This is a genomic window from Ehrlichia chaffeensis str. Arkansas (assembly GCF_000013145.1).
Lineage (GTDB): Bacteria > Pseudomonadota > Alphaproteobacteria > Rickettsiales > Anaplasmataceae > Ehrlichia > Ehrlichia chaffeensis.
In genome coordinates, this window is the sequence record NC_007799.1 from 656,337 (window position 1) to 678,104 (window position 21,768).

Sequence of the window (21,768 nt, forward strand, 5' to 3'; positions counted from 1 at the left end):
CTAGTTACACAAGAATTTTATACAGATAAAAAACTATTCCTATTACATAAAGCGACCGTGTTTTTTTCTTACATCACCAGACTTAGGAGAAGGTAAAGGTGCTACATCATCTAATGAAGAGTCACTACTACTATTAATTACTCCTTGTAATCCTGAAGCAATCTCAGTAACACTAGTATCCATCAATACATCACCAGATCCCTTTCTTTTGCGCCGTGAAGAAGATTGCTTATCAGATGCCTCAGATCCTTTCTCCTGTGATACTAAACCTTCAAAAAATCGTAATTTCTCAGAAAAATTTCTCTTATATCGTTCCCCTGCCCTCTTTACAATTATAGGATCCAAAGCGTCGTCTGCTTCAGTAACTCCACTGCTTCCTTCTTCTCTTATACTATCGAAAGATAAATCTTTTAGACCTTCTTCAGACTCTTGACTAGTATCCTCCGAAGTTTTAGAAAATCCAAAAGCTTTTAACACTAATTTCGTACTTTTCAATGCATATGATGACGACGTTATATCACCTGTTTTTTGACACGCTTGTTCTGATGATGCGGCAACACCACCTTCAGTGTTACAAACAACCCCATCATCCAAGGATAAATCTTCTAGAGTGTCATCATCACATTGACTTATATCCCATCCTGTTCTAGACAACTTGTAAAGACTATCTCCTCTAAATTGCCCTGTAGATGATACATCATCAGCAGATAAAGATTTTTTACTTATCTCATCACCTCCAGCAGTAGGAAGGTCTCCTTCACTTTTAGAATGCTTTATAACTCTTGGTATCAACCCTGGCATTAAAATTTCACCTTTTACAGATGGTTTCACGTCTTTATAAATCTTACTGTCATTCTCAATTCTAAGTTGAAGTCCAATATTTCTTAAACCCTGTAAGGCTTGTTTCAATATATCCTCAGTAACATGAACTTCTTCCGGTAACAACGTAGGCGATGCTTTTCCACCTTTTCCTGATCCTTTTTTAGATTCCACACCTCCTCTTAAATCTGAACTTAGTTGGAATGCTGCTGAACCGCGAGGAATTTTAGATGTACTTTTACCTTGTTCTGATCCTGCTACTAACTTTTCATCTGCACCTGATACAACACTTTGATCAACAGTCATAGCTTGATCTGAAGTACCTGGACTAGATGCTGAACTTGCACCCACCACTTTATGTTGCTGTTGATTACTTAAACCGCTTGGTAATACACGAGACGTGCTTCTATCCTCCTCTGATCCTGCTACTAACTTTTCATCTGCACCTGATACAACACTTTGATCAACAGTCATAGCTTGATCTGAAGTACCTGGACTAGATGCTGAACTTGCACCCACCACTTTATGTTGCTGTTGATTACTTAAACCGCTTGGTAATACACGAGACGTGCTTCTATCCTCCTCTACTCCTGATACTAACTTTTTATCTGCATCTGATTTAACACCTTGATCATGCTGACCCTGAGATACTATATCACCACCACGTTCTTGTACCATTAAACTACTATCTACAGTATCCTGATCCGGCAATGAAATTTCAGAGCCCAACAAAGTCCTATTCTCATTACAGAATCTTTCATATTCTTCCTCTTCCTTTAAACCAAAATCTAATAACACTTCTTGTACACTTTCTAACACTTTTACAACATTTGGTTTTTCTGTCACTGATAAACTACTAAGACCTACACTACAAAAGATACTCAACATACAATTTTTAAGACTTTTACACTCTTGTAATATTGACACACAAATCTCACGTGTTAATCCTGTATCTGAACAATCAGATGCTCTTTTAATCAATTCATCATATTTTCCAAATACAATATTAGACAATCCACCTAACGATATAACTTGATTATTCAATGATTGCTGTAATCTAGACAGTCCAATTGAATCCCCATCATCTAAACATATTAACTGTCCAACTAATGCTTTAACATCCTGTTGTGTTTTATTACATGTATACTCAAATACTGTACTTTCTGGTACCACTTCTCCTCCTGGTTGAGTAGGCTTCCCATCCACATTCCATGGATTATCCAAAGAAGCAAAACTTACTAACAATTTTTCTGATGTCTCTCGTATACTTGCACATAATATATTTTCTTGAGTAAGCTGCTGATTTGCTACGTCATGCAAAAGCTTTATACAATTTTTTAACACTGCTAAATCTTGTGACTTATCGCTCAGAGATTCTTTCTTAGATTCTAAAATTTCACCCACTTCAAATACATTTGTCAAATTGGCGTGACATTCTTTGACTATATCAAAAATGTTCTTTATCAATTCTGTAGATGGTAACGTTATACCTTCTCGATTATTTAGTATATCAAAACGTTCTTTATTTCGTTTAGACAGTTGATTATATTGATCACATAATGCTTTAACATTAATTAATAATTGTTTTACATCAAGTCCCTTACTTCCATCACACAATTTTTTTACATCGTGCAATATACCTTGAAATGTAGATAATAGATCTTCTGATGTAGTTTGTTCACTAGTAACTTGCTGTTCACTTACTGCAGATGCACCTGGTATAGGATAAGGTTTACTTCCTTCTGTCTGCGACGCTAATGTAGATGATAGATCTCCTGATGTAGTTTGTTCACTAGTAACTTGCTGTTCACTTACTGCAGATGCACCTGGTATAGGATAAGGTTTACTTCCTTCTGTCTGCGACGCTAATGTAGATGATAGATCTCCTGATGTAGTTTGTTCACTAGTAACTTGCTGTTCACTTACTGCAGATGCACCTGGTATAGAATAAGGTTTACTTCCTTCTGTCTGCGATGCCAATTGAGTCAAATTCAGACCAGCAGATGATAATTTTTCACGTATTTTGTGATATTTTGATAACTCATCCCTAGATACATTAGTTATTAACATTTCAGCCTGTTTTGATACATCCACTAACATAAAAGATTGCACATCTTCAACCATACTATCTAGATCTTTGTTATATTTGTCCAATATTTCACGATAAAGATCATGCACTAGTTCTGGTGCTAATGTTTCCTCAGCAGCTAATCCATTTAATATTGCTCTATAACTTTGAAACAATGTACTATATGTAGAACACAATTTTTTTATATTATACTCATTCAAAGTTTTATCTTCAGGAAATAAATACACTCCCATTGATTGCCTTATCTGATAAAGGTTATGTCTATCATCCAGCAATTTCACTTTTCTATCTTCTGGTATAATATTTTGTGGTAAAGTTAATACAAATAACTCAAAATTTGCTATATCTTCAGACACATTTGGTATAAACAACTCAACACGCCTTTCATAGTCTGGTGTCATATCCTCTGATATTATATCCTCTGATATTATATCCTCTGGTATAGTATATAATTGACTCTTAGCTCGTCCTCTCACTGGAAATGTTTCCTTCTGTTTACCTTTAGACAGTAATTTACTACCTTTCACATCACCATGAGCAAACATTTGATCATCCATGCCTACACGAGACTGCGGTGATGATAATCCCTCAACTGCAGGTTGTTGTATCGGTAAATGCAACTTTTGAGATTGAGATGCAGATGGTAATTTACTACTTTTCACATCACCATGAGCAAACATTTGATCATCCATGCCTACACGAGACTGCGGTGATGATAATCCCTCAACTGCAGGTTGTTGTATCGGTAAATGCAACTTTTGAGATTGAGATGCAGATGGTAATTTACTACCTTTCACATCACCATGAGCAAACATTTGATCATCCATGCCTACACGAGACTGCGGTGATGATAATCCCTCAACTGCAGGTTGTTGTATCGGTAAATGCAACTTTTGAGATTGAGATGCAGATGGTAATTTACTACCTTTCACATCACCATGAGCAAACATCTGATCATCCATACCTACACGAGACTGTGGTGGCATTGGTGATATTACATCTACTTGCTCATTTCCAAGATGCACATCAACCAAACTAGATGCTGACACATGTGATCTAGTACCAGATCCAGGAGTTACAGAAGATTTAGGTGTAGTACTCTGTTGAACTTGACTTGTAGGTTTGATAGTATCCTGACCTTGATCTAATGACGCTGCAGATCTCCTACGAGAAATATCACCACCATGATCATGGTCACGATCATGGTCACGATCATGATCACGATCTCTATCTAATGAAGCTACTGTTTTAGTATCTTGAGCACGAGATTCCTTATCTTTCCATCTACCATTCTTTAAAGCAGCTGCTAACTCTAGCCCACCAACATAAACGTAACATGCATCAAAATTTATTTTTTCACCATGCATGCCATACTTTTGTGCATCTTTAGCACTAAGAGATATACTACCATCAGAATTTACAACAACACTAACCTCCTGCTTTGGTGCACCTGCTGGAATATTAGGTGTCCAAGATAATTTTAGTTTTACAAATCCCTCAGTAACAACATAATTTCTCTTTTTACCAACACTGTGTACATATCCTTTGTCTTTATTAGCAAAATTAAAAGGAACCATTGTTAACCCACAACTTTTACACAAAGAACTAGAGAATATGTCAGTAATTTTTAACTTTGCACGTCCCATGTTAGCAAACAATACACCACCAGCTATATCAAACCCTACGTCATCATAATTCATACCTGCTTTTAACACGACATAACGTTTGAAGTCAGATATGCATCTAGATTTAATGTCATAATATTCATTCCTACCATCTATGAGAGATTGCAAAATATCAACTTTTTGATCTGGTAATACTTCATTAAGTACTTGAGAAGTAGTAATATTATTCGCAAGATCAGATGGAGAAAGTCCTAATCTATTTTTAACACTAAGTGAAGCATTTCTAGATACTAAAAATTTTACAAGTTCAATATGATTTGCTGTCACCATATTAGGAGAGAACCGCATAAAGATTAACAATTTATGTAAAGGTGTATTACCATCCTTATCTCTTTTATTAATATTAGTTCCGGTCGATAATACTTCTGCTACCATGTCCTTTGAACCAGTAATAACAGCCTTATGCAGAGATGTATCACCATCCATATTTATATTACTTATACCAATAGCTGCATACTTTGTGCGGAGGTATTTATGTAAATCAACATTAGAAGCCTCAGCACAATTTATCAACATAGCATTAAAATCACATGAATCTGCTATCTTGTTTTTGCCTAATAGGTCTTCTAACTTTTTGAATATAGGATAAGCACCAGGAATACGTGCTACAGTTTCAACACAATTTTCAAATCTTAAATTTCTATTATCAAATAATAATTCCTGTAACAACTTTGGATCTGTCTCTTTTAAGGTAGATATAACTGTATCAAAAAGTTCTAATACTCTAGTATGATCATCACCAATTTTTCCAGAAGCAATATCTTGACATAATTTTTGCAAAGCATTATTTCCATCACCATCTGTATTAGCTAAAGTATTTCTAACAATACCATCATTTAATATTTTTCTTAATCTTCTATAACTTAGATCAATAACACCCTGGTGTTTATCACCATTATCACTTAAAATATCGTTACAAACATTATCAAATAATTCACTAAATCTATATCGTAAACAAAAATTCTGCTGCAGTAGATTGTGAACATCGTCAATAGAGTCACATTCAAGAAATGTACCCTGTGCTTTACTAAACCGTTGAGCAGCTTTCTCTGATATTTCAGATTGCTTTGTTAAAAGCTCTATAAATGTACCAAGATTATTCTCTTGATCACTATATGGAAATATTAACCTTTCCTGCAATCTTTTCAATAAATCAAGCGCTGTCTCACCATCCCTATTTCTATGATTAACAGAAAAACTATCATTTCTTATTAATTCACAAAAATAATACCGGATTCTTGACTCTGACAATGCTTCTGTATTTTCTGCAAAGAACTCTGCAAATTTATGTAATAGAGTATTACCACGGTTATCAACAATATTTGGATTTAACATACTATTAGAAGTTACTACAGCTTCTATTAAATCAAAATTACCAGACGACACAGCACGTTCAATAATAGATTTCTCATTCGATAAAGTTCTAAGCTGCAATACAGAAGAACTACGACTTCTACTAATAATGTCAATATATTCAGAAAGATTAGCCTTTTGTTGTATTAAAGATTCTATCTTTTCCTGATTATCCAGTATTTCTTTTTTACTTCTACTAACAATAATTTCATTTTCTGGGAACAAATGATCATCTAATAACTCTTGATTAGATAACATACTTCGATGGATTGTAGACGTATCTTCTGCTGGACTTTGTGATATACCCAAAGAAGGTATAAAACGTTCATTACTACTATCTATATATCCACCTTCATCATCCAAACCTAGTAAATCCTGACCACTAGATGCCCTAGATAATGAACTTGGAGCTATATCATCATCAGATGAAACCACCACTGATGGTTGACCTGGTAATGAACTAGTAGCAGCAACATACTCAGCTGTGCCCGAAAATGGAAGTTTTATACTTAGCGTACTTAGTGCTGCACTACTACTAGACCTGGAAGTACCTACACCACCAGCTGCTTGACTTTGTGTTGCACCACTACTAGACGATGTAGACGCTACTGCTGCCTGATCTGGTGCTGTACTACTACTAGACCTGGAAGTACCTACACCACCAGCTGCTCGACTTTGTGTTGTACCACTCCTAGAGGATGTAGACGCTACTGCTGCCTGATCTGGTGCTGCACTACTACTAGATCTGGAAGCACCTGCACCACCAGCTGCTTGACTTTGTGTTGCACCACTACTAGACGATGTAGACGCTACTGCTGCCTGATCTGGTGCTGTACTACTAGACCTGGAAGCACCTGCACCACCAGCTGCTCGACTTTGTGTTGTACCACTCCTAGAGGATGTAGACGCTACTGCTACCTGATCTGGTGCTGCACTACTACTAGACCTGGAAGCACCTGCACCACCAGCTGCTTGACTTTGTGTTGCACCACTACCAGATACCTGTAACTCAGCTGTTGACAATGTAGAAGTTCCTAACGCATCGCCACGATCATCACGTAACATTTCTTGATTACTTGCAACTTCAAATTCATGAGATAACAAGCGTGCCTTCTCTTCAGGATCAGAAACACCTTCCACTACACGCAATAAACTTTTTTGCTGCGCAATGATATCAGATCTTTTGCTGCCACCAATTCTTTTTAAGAATATGCTAGATAATCTTTTACTACCACTTAAAAAAGCAGCATTTAAAACTCGCTTATCATATTTCTTTTGTGATAACTTCTCAAGAGTCTTATCCAACCTCTGCGATAATATTATATTAAAAGCTTGTTCACGTACATCTAAACTTTGTATCCGACCATTAGCAGCATATTCCAATAGTCCTTGTCCTGCTTTATCGGAAGCTGCTGCCAATTTTTTATTGCATTTTATTAAATTCTCAAATTCAAAATTACCACTAGTATCTTTCATTGCACTATAAGCACAAATATGCGCTAAGTTAGTCCCTTGTGATGTTTTTGAATTTACATCTCCACAAAGCAACTTAATAAGTTCATACATTTCATAGTTGCCAGTAAATGCAATATATTGAAAAAAAGATAACCCATCTGAACTTCTAACTTGATTCACCATATCTGTTATCATGTTTTTCAGAGATTTATTCTTTGTATCTATTGCATGTTTATAAGCTCTTTTAGCTAATGCACATAAAAATTCAAGATTCTCTTCGTTAACTGAATGAAATATGTTATTTTTTTTACTACTAGAAGAACGGATAATATCCTCTACATTAAATTGATTCACTACATAATCATACAATGCTGGATATTTGTCCAAAACATCCTTGGCATGTGCTACAATCACACGTAATAAATTTTGACTAACTACTGGATTACTTGATTTACATACAATGTCATTATAATACTCTAATAGAGCCTCTTTTAAATAACTCCGTATTCTAGGATTAACATCTTCTCTTTGTGCAAAATCATATAGTGTCTCAAAAGATTTAAAAGTACACTTGTAATTATTACTTAAATATCTAGCAAGTACCTTATATAATGGTAGTTTCGTATCATATTGCTTTATTAATAAAGAAGGATCCCTCTTTATAAGTTCTTTTAACAAATCAAGTCTATTAGATAATACTGCAGAATGAGGTAGGACACTATCATCCAATGCAAATGCAGGATTACTCTTTAAATAATTACAACATGTTTCTAATAGATTAGGAGAACAAAGAGCTAATCCTAAATCACTGACTCCTCCATCACAAGATGAATCAAAATCCCTCTTCTCTTCCCGAATCAAATACTGTAAAGCCTGAGGATTATTTTGTACAATAACATCTCTAACACTAAATTTTTGATTATACGAAATACCAGGCACACTCTTTAATAGGTTGAAAGCTGACAAGGCATTAGCATTACGTACAACATATGGTAAAATCTTATCTGACATTTTAGGATCAGTAGATTTAAAACCTAGATCTGACAGAAACAAGTATATCATGTCTCTATCAAGATTTAATTTAGGATCAATAATCTCCCGTAATAGACCAAGTAGGTCTTGTTCTGTATAATAACGTAGTAACTCTGTTACACACTCTTTATTTCCAACTTTACAAGCATATGCTAATAGACTATGTCCTGCTATTTTATGTTTTATTAAATTTACTTGCTGTTTAGATAAAGACTTCCCAGTATAGTACCTAATATTGAACAATTCTTTTATTAAATCAACATCTTGACTATCAATAACATCTTTAATGAAAACCTCATTAATCATCAAATCTCTTGACGACTTTTCATTGCATTCAATCTCATGAATAAAGCTTACACAAAGTTTCTTATACCCTCTTTGAGCTGCCATACCAAAAGGTGTAATTCCTTTCTTATTAGGTTGAAGAAATGCCTTCATCAATACATCTTGTGAAAACCTTTCATCATTTATAATAACTTCAGCTAAGGCATATTGATCCTCCGATATCATAGTATGAAAAATATTATTCTTATCATCACCATATGCTGCCATTAATTCTTTAGCATCAATCTCCTTTATAAAATGCTTAATCATTGACACATTGCGTTTTATAACAGCAGCTTGAAATGGACTAAATAAAGTAGACAACCTATTCCCATTCAATGGATTTTTAACATCTGCAAAAAGACTTTTTATTTTCCTATCCTGATTTATAGCTTTATATCCTTTTTCTAACTGGATCCACTGCTCAACATTTCCAAGCGCCGCTACTAAAGTAAATATACTATGCCCTGTCTTGTCATGACTTCTTTCAGCATATCTTTTCACATCCTCACTAAATAACTCAACAATCTCTTTCTTAAATTTTTCAGCATCATGACTTACTACTGTTGGTATATATCGTGATAAAGCACCAAATTGGCCTATATTACCCTCTGCTAAAGACGATACAGCATCTCTACTACCTTCTCCTTCTCCGCTTCTTGATTCGGAAGTTGTGTCAACAGCCGCCGAAGCTCCATATATATGCGTTAGATCATCACAGCACATGGTTGACACTAATTCGGGATTAATCCGAGCATAATATTGCATCACTACAAGATTATTATAGTTTCGAGCATTCTCTAATATTAGTTTTGATATTCCATACTGTGAATCAAGTTCCTGAATAATTTCTTGATTACTTTCCAAAATATCTATAACATCTTCGTGATTAATTTTTGCAATGTCACTAAAAAGTACCATCAGATCCGCTATACATCCTAATGGATCATGATCTAATTTAGCATTACTTTTAATTAATTCCTTATGTACTGAAATTATATGTTTAACTAATGGAACCTTATTTAAATCTGATGCAGCCTCCAACAAACTCTTACCATCTTTTGAATAATATATAATACTAGGACAGTATTTTAATAATGACTTAAGCTTGTTTAATTCATTATTATTAACTAAATCAAATACAAAATTTACCAACTTGTTATTAAGTGTATCTACACTAGAATTGTAAGCACTATAGTTTCCTTTAACAAAAGTTCGTGCACGAGATACCATATTAAACAAGGTTTGAAGCTGCTCAGGCAATGATTCTTTAAGTACATTATCAAACACACGACTATTGACAGATAATAGATGAGCAAATCTCATTAAGTCACGACCATCAATTTCCGACTGCAATATTTCATTACAAATCTCAGGGGAGATATCACTTAATCCTACACTTTCTGCAGAATGTCTTAACATACTTACAATACTAGAAACTCCAAGAGCATCTACTACTCTATGTAAGAAGTCACAATCTCTTACTTTGGCTATTTCTTTAGCAAAAACATCTTTATTAGTTGACAAAGGCAATATTCGTTTAAGTAATTCAATATTTCTAGATTCAATAGCATGTTTTTCTATACCAATATTAATACCAAGTTCCCTTAATTTTACATAATATGCATCACATTCCTCTAAGCTAGAGAACCTCTTATAGGCTTTACTTACTCTCGAAACTAACTCTGGATCATTTATTGAATAACCACAAAACTCTTCTCTGTAATTATTCAACATTGCAAAATTATTATCATTTAAATTCTCAAGCAGAGCATATTTTAGCTCTCGTAATTCCCCTCTCGAGATATTGTTTTCTATTTCTGCTTGTAATGCTTTTACAATTTTTTCTTTTTTGAAATATTCTCTTTCTATCCCTTGTTGCCTTTTTTGAAATTCCCCTACTGCTGGCGATGATGCTGCCTGTTCACCAGACTCCATGATCTTATCCATCTCATTTTGTAAGGCCAACTTTTGGGACATTAATTTACATAACTCTTCTTGTTGTATTACTAATTCCTCACTTAATCTCTTCACCTGACCTACTAATTCATCTGATAATGCTCCATCTAACATTGTTAATGATGATGATCTTAAGTCTAATGATTGTAATATTATATTTCTTATTTGTTCTTCTAATTGCAACTCTTGACATAACATTCCTGATACTGGCAATTCTTTCAATATTCCCTGCAATACCCCTCTTTTACTATTTTCATTTACTAATTCTTGTCCTACTTGTATCTCTCCTCTAATAGCATCTTCCAGACACATCTTCATATGTAATAAAGCCTTCTGATGTACTATTAAAAATCTCAACTCTTTCCCTGATAAATTTCGTTTAGAACCTGATAATAACTTTTGTTCTTCTATGTTATTTAATCTCGCTTGCGCTTGTTCTACCCTTATTAACCTCTCACTTAGGAACAATACTGACCTTGTTACTCGTATTAATGCAGCAATACATTCTTTTTGCTTCTCTAATAGTTCCCTCTCTTGACTTGTATGCTCTTGATTGTGTAGCTTCTCTATTTTCTCTAATACATCTTTTCGTAATGAGAGTTGATTCCTTAATGCTGATTCAACGTCCAAACCATTTCGACATTGCTTTAAGCTTATTTCTTGTTCAGCTAATTGTTTTTGAAGTGTTAGCGTATTTCGTAACTTGTCTACAGGCACTTGTCTTTGCGGTACTTCTCGTAATGCTTTTAACGTTCTTTCAATATAACTATTATATTCCTCCTGACCTTTTTTTAGATTTTTCTGAGCTACCTCTACTTCTTTTGCTAACTGTGACTGTAGTAAGTTATCCACAAACTTGTAAGATCTAGCATAATCTAACAATGCACTCTGCGATCTTGCCCGCTGTGTCTCTAGTCTTTCCAATTCTTCAGACAAATTGTTTATCATGAACACACCAGTCTCAAGTGATGATGATGATCGCACCTCATTTACTACTAGATTACACTCTTCTCTTAGAGATTTTATATAAGATGTCATCTCCATTAAATCTTCTATAAGCTTTTTTATCCTTTCAATATCCAGTAACTTTCGATTTTCCGCTGCCACATCATCACTAAGAAACTCTTGCTCCAGAATTCGTAGTTCTTGTTGTAACTGTCGTTGTTTTTCTCCATCTTCTTCTCTCTCGATTTGAGATCTCAGTTCTTGCATATTGTCCACTTTGAGCTTTAAATATGACAATAATTCTGACTCTTTTAAACATGCTGCTCTCAATTCACCATATAGTTGATCTCTAACAGTTTCCTCCCTTCCTTCCAGACTTTGCAGCTTCTTTTGTTGTTCTATTAACCCTTCTACTTGTCTTTTACTTTGCGCTATATCTTGTCGTTTAATCAAAGCTCTTACATCGGGTGATGTTGGAAAAATACCAGCAAATCTTGTTAATACGTGATTCAATATTTCATTGTTCCCGCACCTCGCTGCTACATTAATAATAGTATCGCCATTTTTAGTACGTGCTAATAGGTCACAATTCTCAAATATTTCTTCTAAATCAATATCACCTTTTAGATCAGATAAAAATCGAGACGCTACAAGTAAATGAACTGGTGTCTCCCCTAACTTATTTTCTTCAGATAACACATGACGTAGACCTAATGGTGTACCTGAATCCGGATCTTGAATACTTGCATACAATACCTTTAATCTATCAAGCACAACAGTAAAGACTTCTTTTTGTCCAGGTTCAGCAGTATAGTTTTTAAAAAGGCAATGTAATATATTATCACCATTACTTTCTTTAGAACGAGCATGATAAAGTGCATCTTGCAAACCTAATACTAGTTTGCAACACTCAGAATCATTAGAAGATATAGCATAATGTAAGACACCACGACCTTGACCATCAGTAACCTTCCAGTTCACCCTCTGTGAAATCTTTGTATGACGAGTTACATTAACATCTTTAAATGCACTTAAAAACTGCTCTCCAGCCTTTGCAGCCATAAGTAGTGGAAACTCACCATTTCCATCTTGAGAATTTATGCTATCACTAATACAATACTTTAAAACTTCCCTAAAGATTTCAGGATTAACAGGCCTTTTTTCACCTTCATGCAACTTAAGTATATATTGCAATATACCACTTCCCTCTATATTACAAAATATTGCACTAGATATCTCTTCCTTACTTGATGACTCAAAGAAATTTTTTACCCGTACTATATCTCCAGATTTAATAGCATCGTATAAATCCTGTTTTCCCATATCCTTTAACCTAAAATATTTACAAAATTTATTATAATAATATTCAATTTAAATATATATATTAACTTATTTATGATTAATCATAATACTACTATCACAATATGAATAACAAAATATTAAATTTATCGTTACTGTATTAATAAATATATTAATTTCTTTATAAAGTATAATACATCATATATTAAAATAATAAAACAAATTTATTTAATCGGAGATATATTCAGTGGATCTACCCACATTATATTACCATCACTTTTAGCATATATCATATTAATTCTATTACTCTTGGCATTAATAAATAAAAAAGCCGGTAAAGATAATAACTCCATTTCCATAATTGCATCCCCAATAGTCATAGTCTTTACAAAAACATCTTCCTCTATTATCAATCCTGAATCACTTATGTTATTAACATCATATTTTTCTATTTCATTACTATCTAATACATATCCAAAACATCTCATCTGTGCTTTTACAGAATTTTTATTATGACGATATTTATTAATTCTTTCACCTTTATGTTTTTGTAATTTACCACACAAATGACTAACAGCATCATCTATTGCATTATATGCTGTATCTGATGTTTTAGAAATCCTAATAAATTCACTCTTGACATCACTAATACCAATGGTAGAATTAAACAGGTTTCCATCTTTAGATAAGATCATTTTTATATTAACTGTTGAATCATCTATAAAAAATTTTGTTGTGTGTTTTTTTATGGCTTCCTCAATGTAATCTTTAATGTTATCAGTAATGTCAAAGCCTCTAGCAGTAATAAGTATGTTCATAGCTATGTTTTAAAAATTATATTAACAATTAATACACTAAAACCCTAAAAATTTACTATACATCATCATATCACTTTGATATAATACAGCGTTGTAATCAAGTTTCATATGTCAATATGTTAACAAATTCTATATTTTCCCTAACTCAAGACAATTTAATGTCCTATATCAATGAAGTGCATGCATTTCCGATTTTGTCTCCTGAAGAAGAAGACAGGTTAGCAAGAAATTGGTATGAAAATGGGATCGTTGCTGACGCACATAGGTTAGTTACTAGTCATCTAAGGCTAGTAGTCAAAGTTGCATTAAGCTTTAAAAATTATGAATTGCCTCTTATAGAGCTAATAATGGAAGGAAATATAGGGCTGATGCAGGCTGTAAAAAAGTTCAATCCCACTCTTGGCTTTAGGTTATCCACTTATGCTATTTGGTGGATCAAAGCTTTTATTAAGGACTATATTCTTAAATCTTGGTCGTGCATTAAAATTGGTACAACACAAGCACAAAGGAAGTTATTCTTTAGCTTAAGGAAAATTAAGAAAAAACTTTTTAAATATAACCACAATATTACAAAAGAAGATATAAAGCTAATTGCAAATAAATGTTCAACTTCTGAACAAGAAGTAGAACAGATGAACAGGTATTTTCTCTACAGAGATAGATCCCTGAATGAACTAGTATTCTCTAATGATAATCAAAATGGAGTCGAATTACAAGAGATTATAAAGTGTGATACCCCAAACCAAGAGGATACATATTTACTAAATGAAGAGTTAAATATAAAAAAGGCTTTAATTTCACAAGCTTTATCAACACTAAATGAAAGATACCGCGACATATTCATCAGGCGGCGACTCATCGAAGAACCAGATACTTTAGACAAATTAAGTCAAGAGTATAATATATCAAAAGAGAGAGTTAGACAAATAGAAATGCATGCTTTTACTAAAGTAAAGAATTTTATTATATCTGAAAGAGAAAAACTAGGTCATTGTAATATCAATAGTTAAATAAGAATAGCATATCGATCTAACTATACGCTTAACATAAAAAGAAACTAATATACATTAATCTTAGAAAAATAAAAGAAGATGTTAAGAGAAATAAGACAGAACTCAAACTGTAAATACAAGCATCTATACAAATACCCTAATGCAATAATCGACCTACCATACCACCAAAACTAGGATAAACTAACAAATCTTCACTTCAACAATATAGTCCAAATTACTATATAAAGAAAAAATCTAAGGTGAAATAATTTAATGTGAGTTTCAAAATAAAATCACAAAAAACACTTTATAATAGCACCTTGAAACTACTTTAATTAATATCCCTGCCTTGCTTTAAATCTTGGATTTTTCTTATTTATCACATAAATACGGCCTTTTCTGCGTACAACTCTACAATCCTTATCCCTTACTTTTGCAGACTTAAGCGACCCAATAACTTTCATCTCTCTTCCTTACTCGACAATAAAATTACGTACTCTTGTGGCGGAGAGAGAGGGATTCGAACCCTCGATACGGGTTAAAGCCGTATAACGGTTTAGCAAACCGTCGCCTTCAGCCTCTCGGCCATCTCTCCCCTTAACACTTCATATTTTTACAAAATTTATTTATAAAAATGCAGAATGTAACACGTATTATAAAACTTGCTAAGCAAATTTCAATAAAATTCTATTTACTATCAACGTTCAACCAACATATTTTTTCAAACCTTCTAATACTTTTTTAAATAGTAATACAAAACCTTCCAATGAAAACATAAATAAACTGCTTCCTCAATACCAGATCAGGTATATATAATACATCAAATACAATATTAATATTACTATGACAAAAACTTCTCACCACAGCAAACAAACTTTTATGCAACAAAAAAAACTAGATGAATTTGACTATACAATTGATGATATTATTACAAAATATCAAATAAAATTTGAAAATAAAATGGAAGATATTACATCCAATTTTTTAACTCATTTTCAACACTCTCTAGAAGAGGAATTAATATCATTAATTAAAAAAATATATTCTCATAACTTTCAAGAACTCAATAAATACCTTGTTGAACAGTTATTAAATTCTAACAGCTTACAAAGCTTAAATAAATATGAGAAAGACATCATCACTAAAATATTTAACAAAATTTCTTTTAGTGTATTAGAAAACTTAGTTTTTTAACAAAAACCTTAACATAAAAAAACGTTATCAATATAACATGGAGTTATATGCTAGAAAGTTCTATGCTGTGTATTACACGTAAAATTGTACCTGTATCCTCACCTATCACCTTATCAGAAGTAAAATCCTTCCTACGCATTAACAATAATCAAGATGATACATTAATTAATAACTTAATTACTATGGCATCTGAATATGCACAATGGTATATAGAAAAATCATTAATGAAACAAACATGGGAAATTTCCTGTAGTAGATATATACCTGGAAAAATACAATTGTTATTTAATCCAATAATAAAAGTGAATCATGTAAAAATAATACACACAAATGGAAGTGAAGAATTGATAGATCAAAAATACTATCACGTTAACACAGTACTATCATACATTTCATTTAATAAGCATATCCATGGAGATAGAATAGAAATTCTATATGAAGCAGGATATACAGACAATGCGTTAATACCAGCACAAATTAGATATGGCATATTACATCACGTCGCTATATCATATAAAAATAGAGAATCAGAAAATATTAATAATTTAACTTTTATAAAAAATATATATTCCCCCTTCCGTGAACTGAAGTTAGTTTTATGACAGATATAACTAAGGAAATATTCAATTCAGTTATAAAATTACTTCAATCAAATAACAATTTAACTAATACTGTAACTGATATATACGACATCATACCTAATAAAGTATCATTACCATATATATATGTATATATAAGTAACTTAAAAACATTAAATACATTTAACAGTAACATGTTAAAAATACAATTATCATGTAAAATCTACTGCTACCAACCCAATACACTATATGAAATATTAAATTTAATCACCAATTCATTAGTGAATCACAAATCTAATGTATCTTATTTTGAATATGAAGTTACTCCAGAATACAGCTACAGTACAAATCAGCACAATGAAATTGCATATGCACTATTAAATTTTACTATTTTAGCAAAAAAAATTTATGTCAATAGAATTACAGATTAAGGACTCCAACAACTCTTTTTCATCTTTAAACAATATAAAAAGCTTACGAATTAGCTTACATAACAAAAACGAATACATTAAAAATATTTCGTTATCAGGATGGAAAACTGCTTTGGAAAACTCAGGAAATAGATACGTAATATTCAAGGTTCAAGGTATAATAGATTATTCCTCTGCAAATCAACTTTTACAACAATATTCTTTTAACAACGATATTATAGATCTTAAAATAATCATCAATAAAAAAGAAGTAATATCAGCAAAATGCATTATTGAATTGTATGAAAGATACTATGAGTCAAGTAATTTTGACAATTTCAATATGGTTTTAATAAGCTATAAAAAAGTAATTTTTAATAATTATTAATATAATTAATATATATTTAAAAACATTAATAATTACTAAAACAATAATAGTGTTACAACAACAAAAATTAATATATAAGATAATAGATAGATGTAATAACTATCAAAAACTTTGTAGAATAGAAAAAGAAATATCTGCTCTATTAAAAATAACACAGGATAAATCTTTATTGAATAGCTTTTCCACAATAAAACAAGTATCTTCGAAAGAATACTTAAAAAAGGAAGGTAAACAAGAAGAAATACAGGAAGAAAATGCAGAACTAGAGAATAATATTAGTTATAGAATAAATATATCAGACAATAATGAGAATAATGAAGAGATTGAAAATATTAAAAATCTCATCAAGTTAAAACTCAATATCCTTATGTCAGTTATTGCACATGAAATGGATCCAGTACGACGTGCAGGAGAAACTGCTGCATCAAACAGAAAAGATGCAAAAAAATTTGGAAGATCAACAAAAGATTCCTCAAGTTTAGCAATAGTACTACTTAAAATGATTTTAAATCAAGTAAAACTTATATTAGAAGTCGCTACTACAAATAGTAAAGATGAAAATCAGAAAATTGAAAATCAAAAAGATATGGATACAGAACAAAAATTACATCTACCTAATCTAATCCAGAAAGAGAATCAACAAGGTAGAAACAGATAAAACGTATTAATGTCATATAATTACTAATATAATTAAAATATTTAAAAAATATATAAAAATATAAATATAACATCTGAATTAATAAAAGGTTTATATAGACATATTAATATTATAATACCTCATATATCACCAATATAGAATATGCTTTTCCCACATAAATTAAAAATTAAAGCAATATACCATCATATTGATATATCTGATAATATTAATGAATTATTATATGCACACAAAAAATTAATTAAAATAAAAAAATATCTAAATAAGACAAAAAAAATATCTCAAAATATTAATGTATTTAATATAAAAAAAAATTTATATCAAGAATCTAAAAAAAATAATTCAGTAATCTGTATAAAAAAAGAAATTAAGAAAGAAATAAAGACTCTATTAATGTCAACCATAGCTCATGAAATGGACCCAACACAACGAGCTGGACAAACCATAACTTCAAACATTAGAGGCGCAAAAAAGTTTGGCAGAGATAATAAAGCTAGAAAAAAAACTAGCCATACACACAAATCAAAAAGCATGTTTTTAAAATTACTTAACTTTTTATTTCACCTTATCGTGCCAATGCCTTCGTGCATATTAAATGCTAATCTCGTTATACAAAACTCCATAACAAATAGTTCACAATATATAACACACAATAATAATTACAAAAAATTTAAAACTGCTTATAAAATACAAAAACACACAGAACAATGCGTAACCAATAAACTTCAGTTACAACTTTAACTTAAGAATATACTTTATAAGTATAGTATACTTACACTTAATAATAATACACAATATTATAGTCATTATAATATTGGAGAATTTTATATGTTAAAATAATCATCTTTATAAAATGTCTTATAATTTCCTAGATTTCCTCAAATTATGCTTTAAAACAGTATCACCAAATAATCAAATAATAAATAATTGGCATCTCAAAATCATAACAGACAGACTGGAAGCTACCCTCAATGGAAAAATCAATCGTTTAATCATCAACATGCCTCCAAGATTTATCAAATCCATATGTGTTAGCATAGCATGGCCATCATGGGTCCTTGGATTAAAACCTCAAACCAGAATTATAGTTGCAAGTTATTCTCAAATACTCAGTGAAAAATTATCTTTAGACAACCGATATATACTACAATCTGAATGGTATCAAAAACTATTCCCACATGTAATATTATCAAAAGACCAAAATACTAAACAAAAATTTCAAACAATACAAAGAGGTTATAGGTTTGCAACATCAATAGGAGGAAGTATTACAGGAGAAGGTGGAGATATTTTAATTATTGATGATCCAATGAATCCTATGCAAGCACTAAGTAAAACTTATAGACAACGTGTATGCCATTGGTTTGAACAATCATTTATGACTAGACTAAATGATCGCAAAAACAGCAGTGTTATAATAGTAATGCACAGATTACATACAGATGATTTAACTGGGTATTTATTATCAAAAAAAACTCATAACAAATGGCATATACTATCACTCCCAATGGTAGCAGAAAAAAATAATATTTTTTACTCTGTTACTTCACCATGGAAATTTAAATATGGGAAAAAAACAAGAAATATTTTACATATAAGAAAAGAAGGAGATCCTCTATATAAAAAATATGGAAGGAAATATATAGAAGAATTAAAATCAGAACTCGGGTCATACACATTTGCAGCCCAATATCAACAAAATCCTATTCTTTTATCAAGTGGCATAATAAAATATAAATGGATTCAAAGATATACTTCTTATGATAATGAAGATAGCAATATAACTCAAAGTTGGGATACCGCATCTTCTTCTAATAACAAAAGTGATTACAGTGTATGCACAACATGGTCTTATACAAACAACTGCTTCTTCTTGTTAGAAATATACAAAGCAAAACTAGAATATCAATCATTAAAACAAGAAATAATAAATTTAGCAAATCACTGGAAACCTAATGCAATACTTATAGAAAAAAAAGCAAGTGGATTACAAATTATTCAAGAATTAAGTAATATTAGTACAATACCTATTATAGGTATTATTCCAACAACTAATAAAACGACCAGGTTTTATAAGATTATTCCCATATTTGAATCTCGAAAAATATTTTTACCATATGATTCTCCATGGCTTAGTGATTTTGAACAAGAATTGCTATCATTTCCAAATACACAAAATGATGATCAAATCGATAGTATGACACAATACTTACATTGGATTAACAATAACATTACAAACAATGTCATCATCAGAGAAATATAAGTTCACAATTTTCACAATATAACCTCTTATGATTAATCGTTATAATTATCAACATCTCTATATATACAGAAAAAAAATATGACTAAAATAATAACATGATAAATGCTTATATAGTAAGCACACTAAGGAGAGAATATAGCATTAAAAATACACACCATGCTGACATTATACTATACCTATTAACTATAGTTGTTTTTAAGGATAATATATATTGATGTTATTAATTTAGTAAGTTCATTACGATTGATCACAAAAGGTGGCATAATATATATCACATTATTAATAGGACGTATCCATATATTCAATTCAACCCCTTTACTTATAATATCATTCTTATTAATTAATCCACTCTCTAACTCTATTATCCCAGTTGCACCTTTTACCCTAATATCAGTAACATAACTTAACTGTCTAAATATCTCTAATTCTGATATTAATTGATTTTCAATTAAACTCACATTTTGTATTAAATCTTGATTTTCAAAAAGATCTAGTGAAGCATTTGCTGCAGCACAAGCTAAAGCATTTGCCATAAAAGTTGGACCATGCATAAAAGCATCATCTATATTATCTGATAAAAATGCATTATAAACCTCTTCTGTAGTTAAAGTTGCAGCCAATGTACAAAATCCACCTGTTAATGCTTTTCCTATTACCATAATATCTGGCACAATATCTGCTTGATTACATCCAAACATAGTTCCAAGTCTACCAAAACCTGTTGCCACTTCATCTGCTATAAATAACATATTATTATCTCGTGCAATCTCACAAATCTTTTTTACAGTACTTGCAGAATGAATTAACATTCCACCTGCTGCTTGCAAGATTGGCTCTAAAATTATAGCAGCAACACGGTCCTTTATAGAATATACTATATCTGTAAAATCCTTAAATTCTTCTTCTGTCTGCGGTAAGCGTAAAATGAATTGTAAAGGGTGATATTTTTTGAACTTGGTACCATGAATTTTCTCAGGATCAGATATTGACATACACCCCATTGTATCTCCATGATATCCATTAACAAAAGATATAAAACTACACTTATTTGTATCCCCCAAATTTTGGTAATATTGAACTGCCATTTTCATAGCTACTTCAACAGCAGTGGATCCAGAATCTGAAAAGAAAACTCTACTCATTTTCTGCTTTGGCGAAATTTTAACAAGTCGAGATGCCAAAACATAACTTTGTTCATGTGCTAATCCAGAAAACATAACATGCGATAACTTAGCAACTTGATTCTGAACTTTTTGAACAATATGCGGGTGAGAATATCCATGACATACACTCCACCAGCTAGATATACCATCAAGTAATTTTGTATTATCCTCTAACGTTATATAACATCCACTAGCAGATTTTACCCTTAATGGTAAAGGCGAGTTTTTCATTTGCGCATAAGGCATCCATATATTTTGATACCCTTCATCAAACCATGTACAAAAATCCGCATACATAACTATTTATAACAAAGGATTACACTACAAAAATTATATTATAAAAAAAT

Annotated in this window: 12 protein-coding genes and 1 tRNA gene; 8 read left to right on the plus strand and 5 right to left on the minus strand. The window is 31.6% G+C overall.

What is annotated here, in order from left to right; genetic code table 11:
* Positions 1-42 precede the first annotated feature (42 nt).
* Together ECH_RS02750 and hpf are read right to left on the minus strand one after the other, a co-directional pair.
* On the minus strand, positions 43-12,984 hold the full coding sequence (locus tag ECH_RS02750) for an ankyrin repeat domain-containing protein (protein WP_011452739.1): 12,942 nt from the start codon (positions 12,982-12,984) through the stop codon (positions 43-45).
* A 200-nt stretch (positions 12,985-13,184) separates the two neighbouring features.
* Positions 13,185-13,778, minus strand: a complete 594-nt coding sequence (gene hpf / locus ECH_RS02755) for a ribosome hibernation-promoting factor, HPF/YfiA family (protein WP_011452740.1) — start codon at positions 13,776-13,778, stop codon at positions 13,185-13,187.
* Positions 13,779-13,894: 116 nt separating this feature from the next.
* Here hpf and ECH_RS02760 point away from each other — a divergent pair, with 116 nt between their 5' ends.
* Positions 13,895-14,788, plus strand: a complete 894-nt coding sequence (locus ECH_RS02760; RefSeq protein WP_011452741.1) for an RNA polymerase factor sigma-32 — start codon at positions 13,895-13,897, stop codon at positions 14,786-14,788.
* 317 nt (positions 14,789-15,105) lie between these two features.
* Here the strand turns inward: ECH_RS02760 and ykgO are convergent, their stop codons facing one another.
* On the minus strand, positions 15,106-15,234 hold the full coding sequence (gene ykgO, locus ECH_RS02765) for a type B 50S ribosomal protein L36 (protein WP_006011728.1): 129 nt from the start codon (positions 15,232-15,234) through the stop codon (positions 15,106-15,108).
* A gap of 38 nt (positions 15,235-15,272) precedes the next feature.
* Positions 15,273-15,365: transfer RNA gene (locus ECH_RS02770), tRNA-Ser, on the minus strand.
* 248 nt (positions 15,366-15,613) lie between these two features.
* Between ECH_RS02770 and ECH_RS02775 the strand changes: the two genes are divergently transcribed.
* The 7 genes from ECH_RS02775 (at position 15,614) to terL (ending at position 20,258) form a co-directional block, all read left to right on the plus strand.
* Positions 15,614-15,964: an ECH_0659 family protein gene (locus tag ECH_RS02775; RefSeq protein WP_006011733.1), complete on the plus strand. Its 351-nt coding sequence runs from the start codon at positions 15,614-15,616 to the stop codon at positions 15,962-15,964.
* A 47-nt stretch (positions 15,965-16,011) separates the two neighbouring features.
* The gene (locus ECH_RS02780; protein ID WP_006011730.1) at positions 16,012-16,566 is read left to right on the plus strand and encodes a head-tail connector protein; all 555 of its coding nucleotides are present in this window, start codon (positions 16,012-16,014) and stop codon (positions 16,564-16,566) included.
* Positions 16,563-16,973, plus strand: coding sequence for a hypothetical protein (locus tag ECH_RS02785; RefSeq protein WP_011452744.1), 411 nt, complete (start codon positions 16,563-16,565; stop codon positions 16,971-16,973). The genes ECH_RS02780 and ECH_RS02785 overlap by 4 nt, the downstream gene beginning before the upstream one ends.
* The gene (locus ECH_RS02790; protein ID WP_011452745.1) at positions 16,951-17,340 is read left to right on the plus strand and encodes a phage tail tube protein; all 390 of its coding nucleotides are present in this window, start codon (positions 16,951-16,953) and stop codon (positions 17,338-17,340) included. The genes ECH_RS02785 and ECH_RS02790 overlap by 23 nt, the downstream gene beginning before the upstream one ends.
* A gap of 49 nt (positions 17,341-17,389) precedes the next feature.
* Positions 17,390-17,998 carry a hypothetical protein gene (locus tag ECH_RS02795; RefSeq protein ID WP_011452746.1) on the plus strand — a complete coding sequence of 203 codons (609 nt, stop codon included), beginning with the start codon at positions 17,390-17,392 and terminating at the stop codon, positions 17,996-17,998.
* 141 nt (positions 17,999-18,139) lie between these two features.
* Positions 18,140-18,736, plus strand: coding sequence for a hypothetical protein (locus ECH_RS02800; RefSeq protein ID WP_006011159.1), 597 nt, complete (start codon positions 18,140-18,142; stop codon positions 18,734-18,736).
* A gap of 112 nt (positions 18,737-18,848) precedes the next feature.
* Entirely contained in the window at positions 18,849-20,258 is a 1,410-nt protein-coding gene (gene terL / locus ECH_RS02805; protein WP_011452747.1) for a phage terminase large subunit, read from the plus strand.
* A 179-nt stretch (positions 20,259-20,437) separates the two neighbouring features.
* On the opposite strand, the gene ECH_RS02810 is transcribed toward terL, so the two are convergent.
* Positions 20,438-21,718 carry an adenosylmethionine--8-amino-7-oxononanoate transaminase gene (locus tag ECH_RS02810; RefSeq protein ID WP_006011156.1) on the minus strand — a complete coding sequence of 427 codons (1,281 nt, stop codon included), beginning with the start codon at positions 21,716-21,718 and terminating at the stop codon, positions 20,438-20,440.
* Between the last annotated feature and the right edge of the window lie 50 nt (positions 21,719-21,768).

Excerpts from the sequence above, each read along its gene's own strand:
- ECH_RS02750 (WP_011452739.1), bottom strand. The coding sequence starts at position 12,984 with ATGGGAAAACAGGATTTATACGATGCTATTAAATCTGGAGATATAGTA.
- hpf (WP_011452740.1), bottom strand. The coding sequence starts at position 13,778 with ATGAACATACTTATTACTGCTAGAGGCTTTGACATTACTGATAACATT.
- ECH_RS02760 (WP_011452741.1), top strand. The coding sequence starts at position 13,895 with ATGTTAACAAATTCTATATTTTCCCTAACTCAAGACAATTTAATGTCC.
- ykgO (WP_006011728.1), bottom strand. The coding sequence starts at position 15,234 with ATGAAAGTTATTGGGTCGCTTAAGTCTGCAAAAGTAAGGGATAAGGAT.
- ECH_RS02775 (WP_006011733.1), top strand. The coding sequence starts at position 15,614 with ATGACAAAAACTTCTCACCACAGCAAACAAACTTTTATGCAACAAAAA.
- ECH_RS02780 (WP_006011730.1), top strand. The coding sequence starts at position 16,012 with ATGCTAGAAAGTTCTATGCTGTGTATTACACGTAAAATTGTACCTGTA.
- ECH_RS02785 (WP_011452744.1), top strand. The coding sequence starts at position 16,563 with ATGACAGATATAACTAAGGAAATATTCAATTCAGTTATAAAATTACTT.
- ECH_RS02790 (WP_011452745.1), top strand. The coding sequence starts at position 16,951 with ATGTCAATAGAATTACAGATTAAGGACTCCAACAACTCTTTTTCATCT.
- ECH_RS02800 (WP_006011159.1), top strand. The coding sequence starts at position 18,140 with ATGCTTTTCCCACATAAATTAAAAATTAAAGCAATATACCATCATATT.
- terL (WP_011452747.1), top strand. The coding sequence starts at position 18,849 with ATGTCTTATAATTTCCTAGATTTCCTCAAATTATGCTTTAAAACAGTA.
- ECH_RS02810 (WP_006011156.1), bottom strand. The coding sequence starts at position 21,718 with ATGTATGCGGATTTTTGTACATGGTTTGATGAAGGGTATCAAAATATA.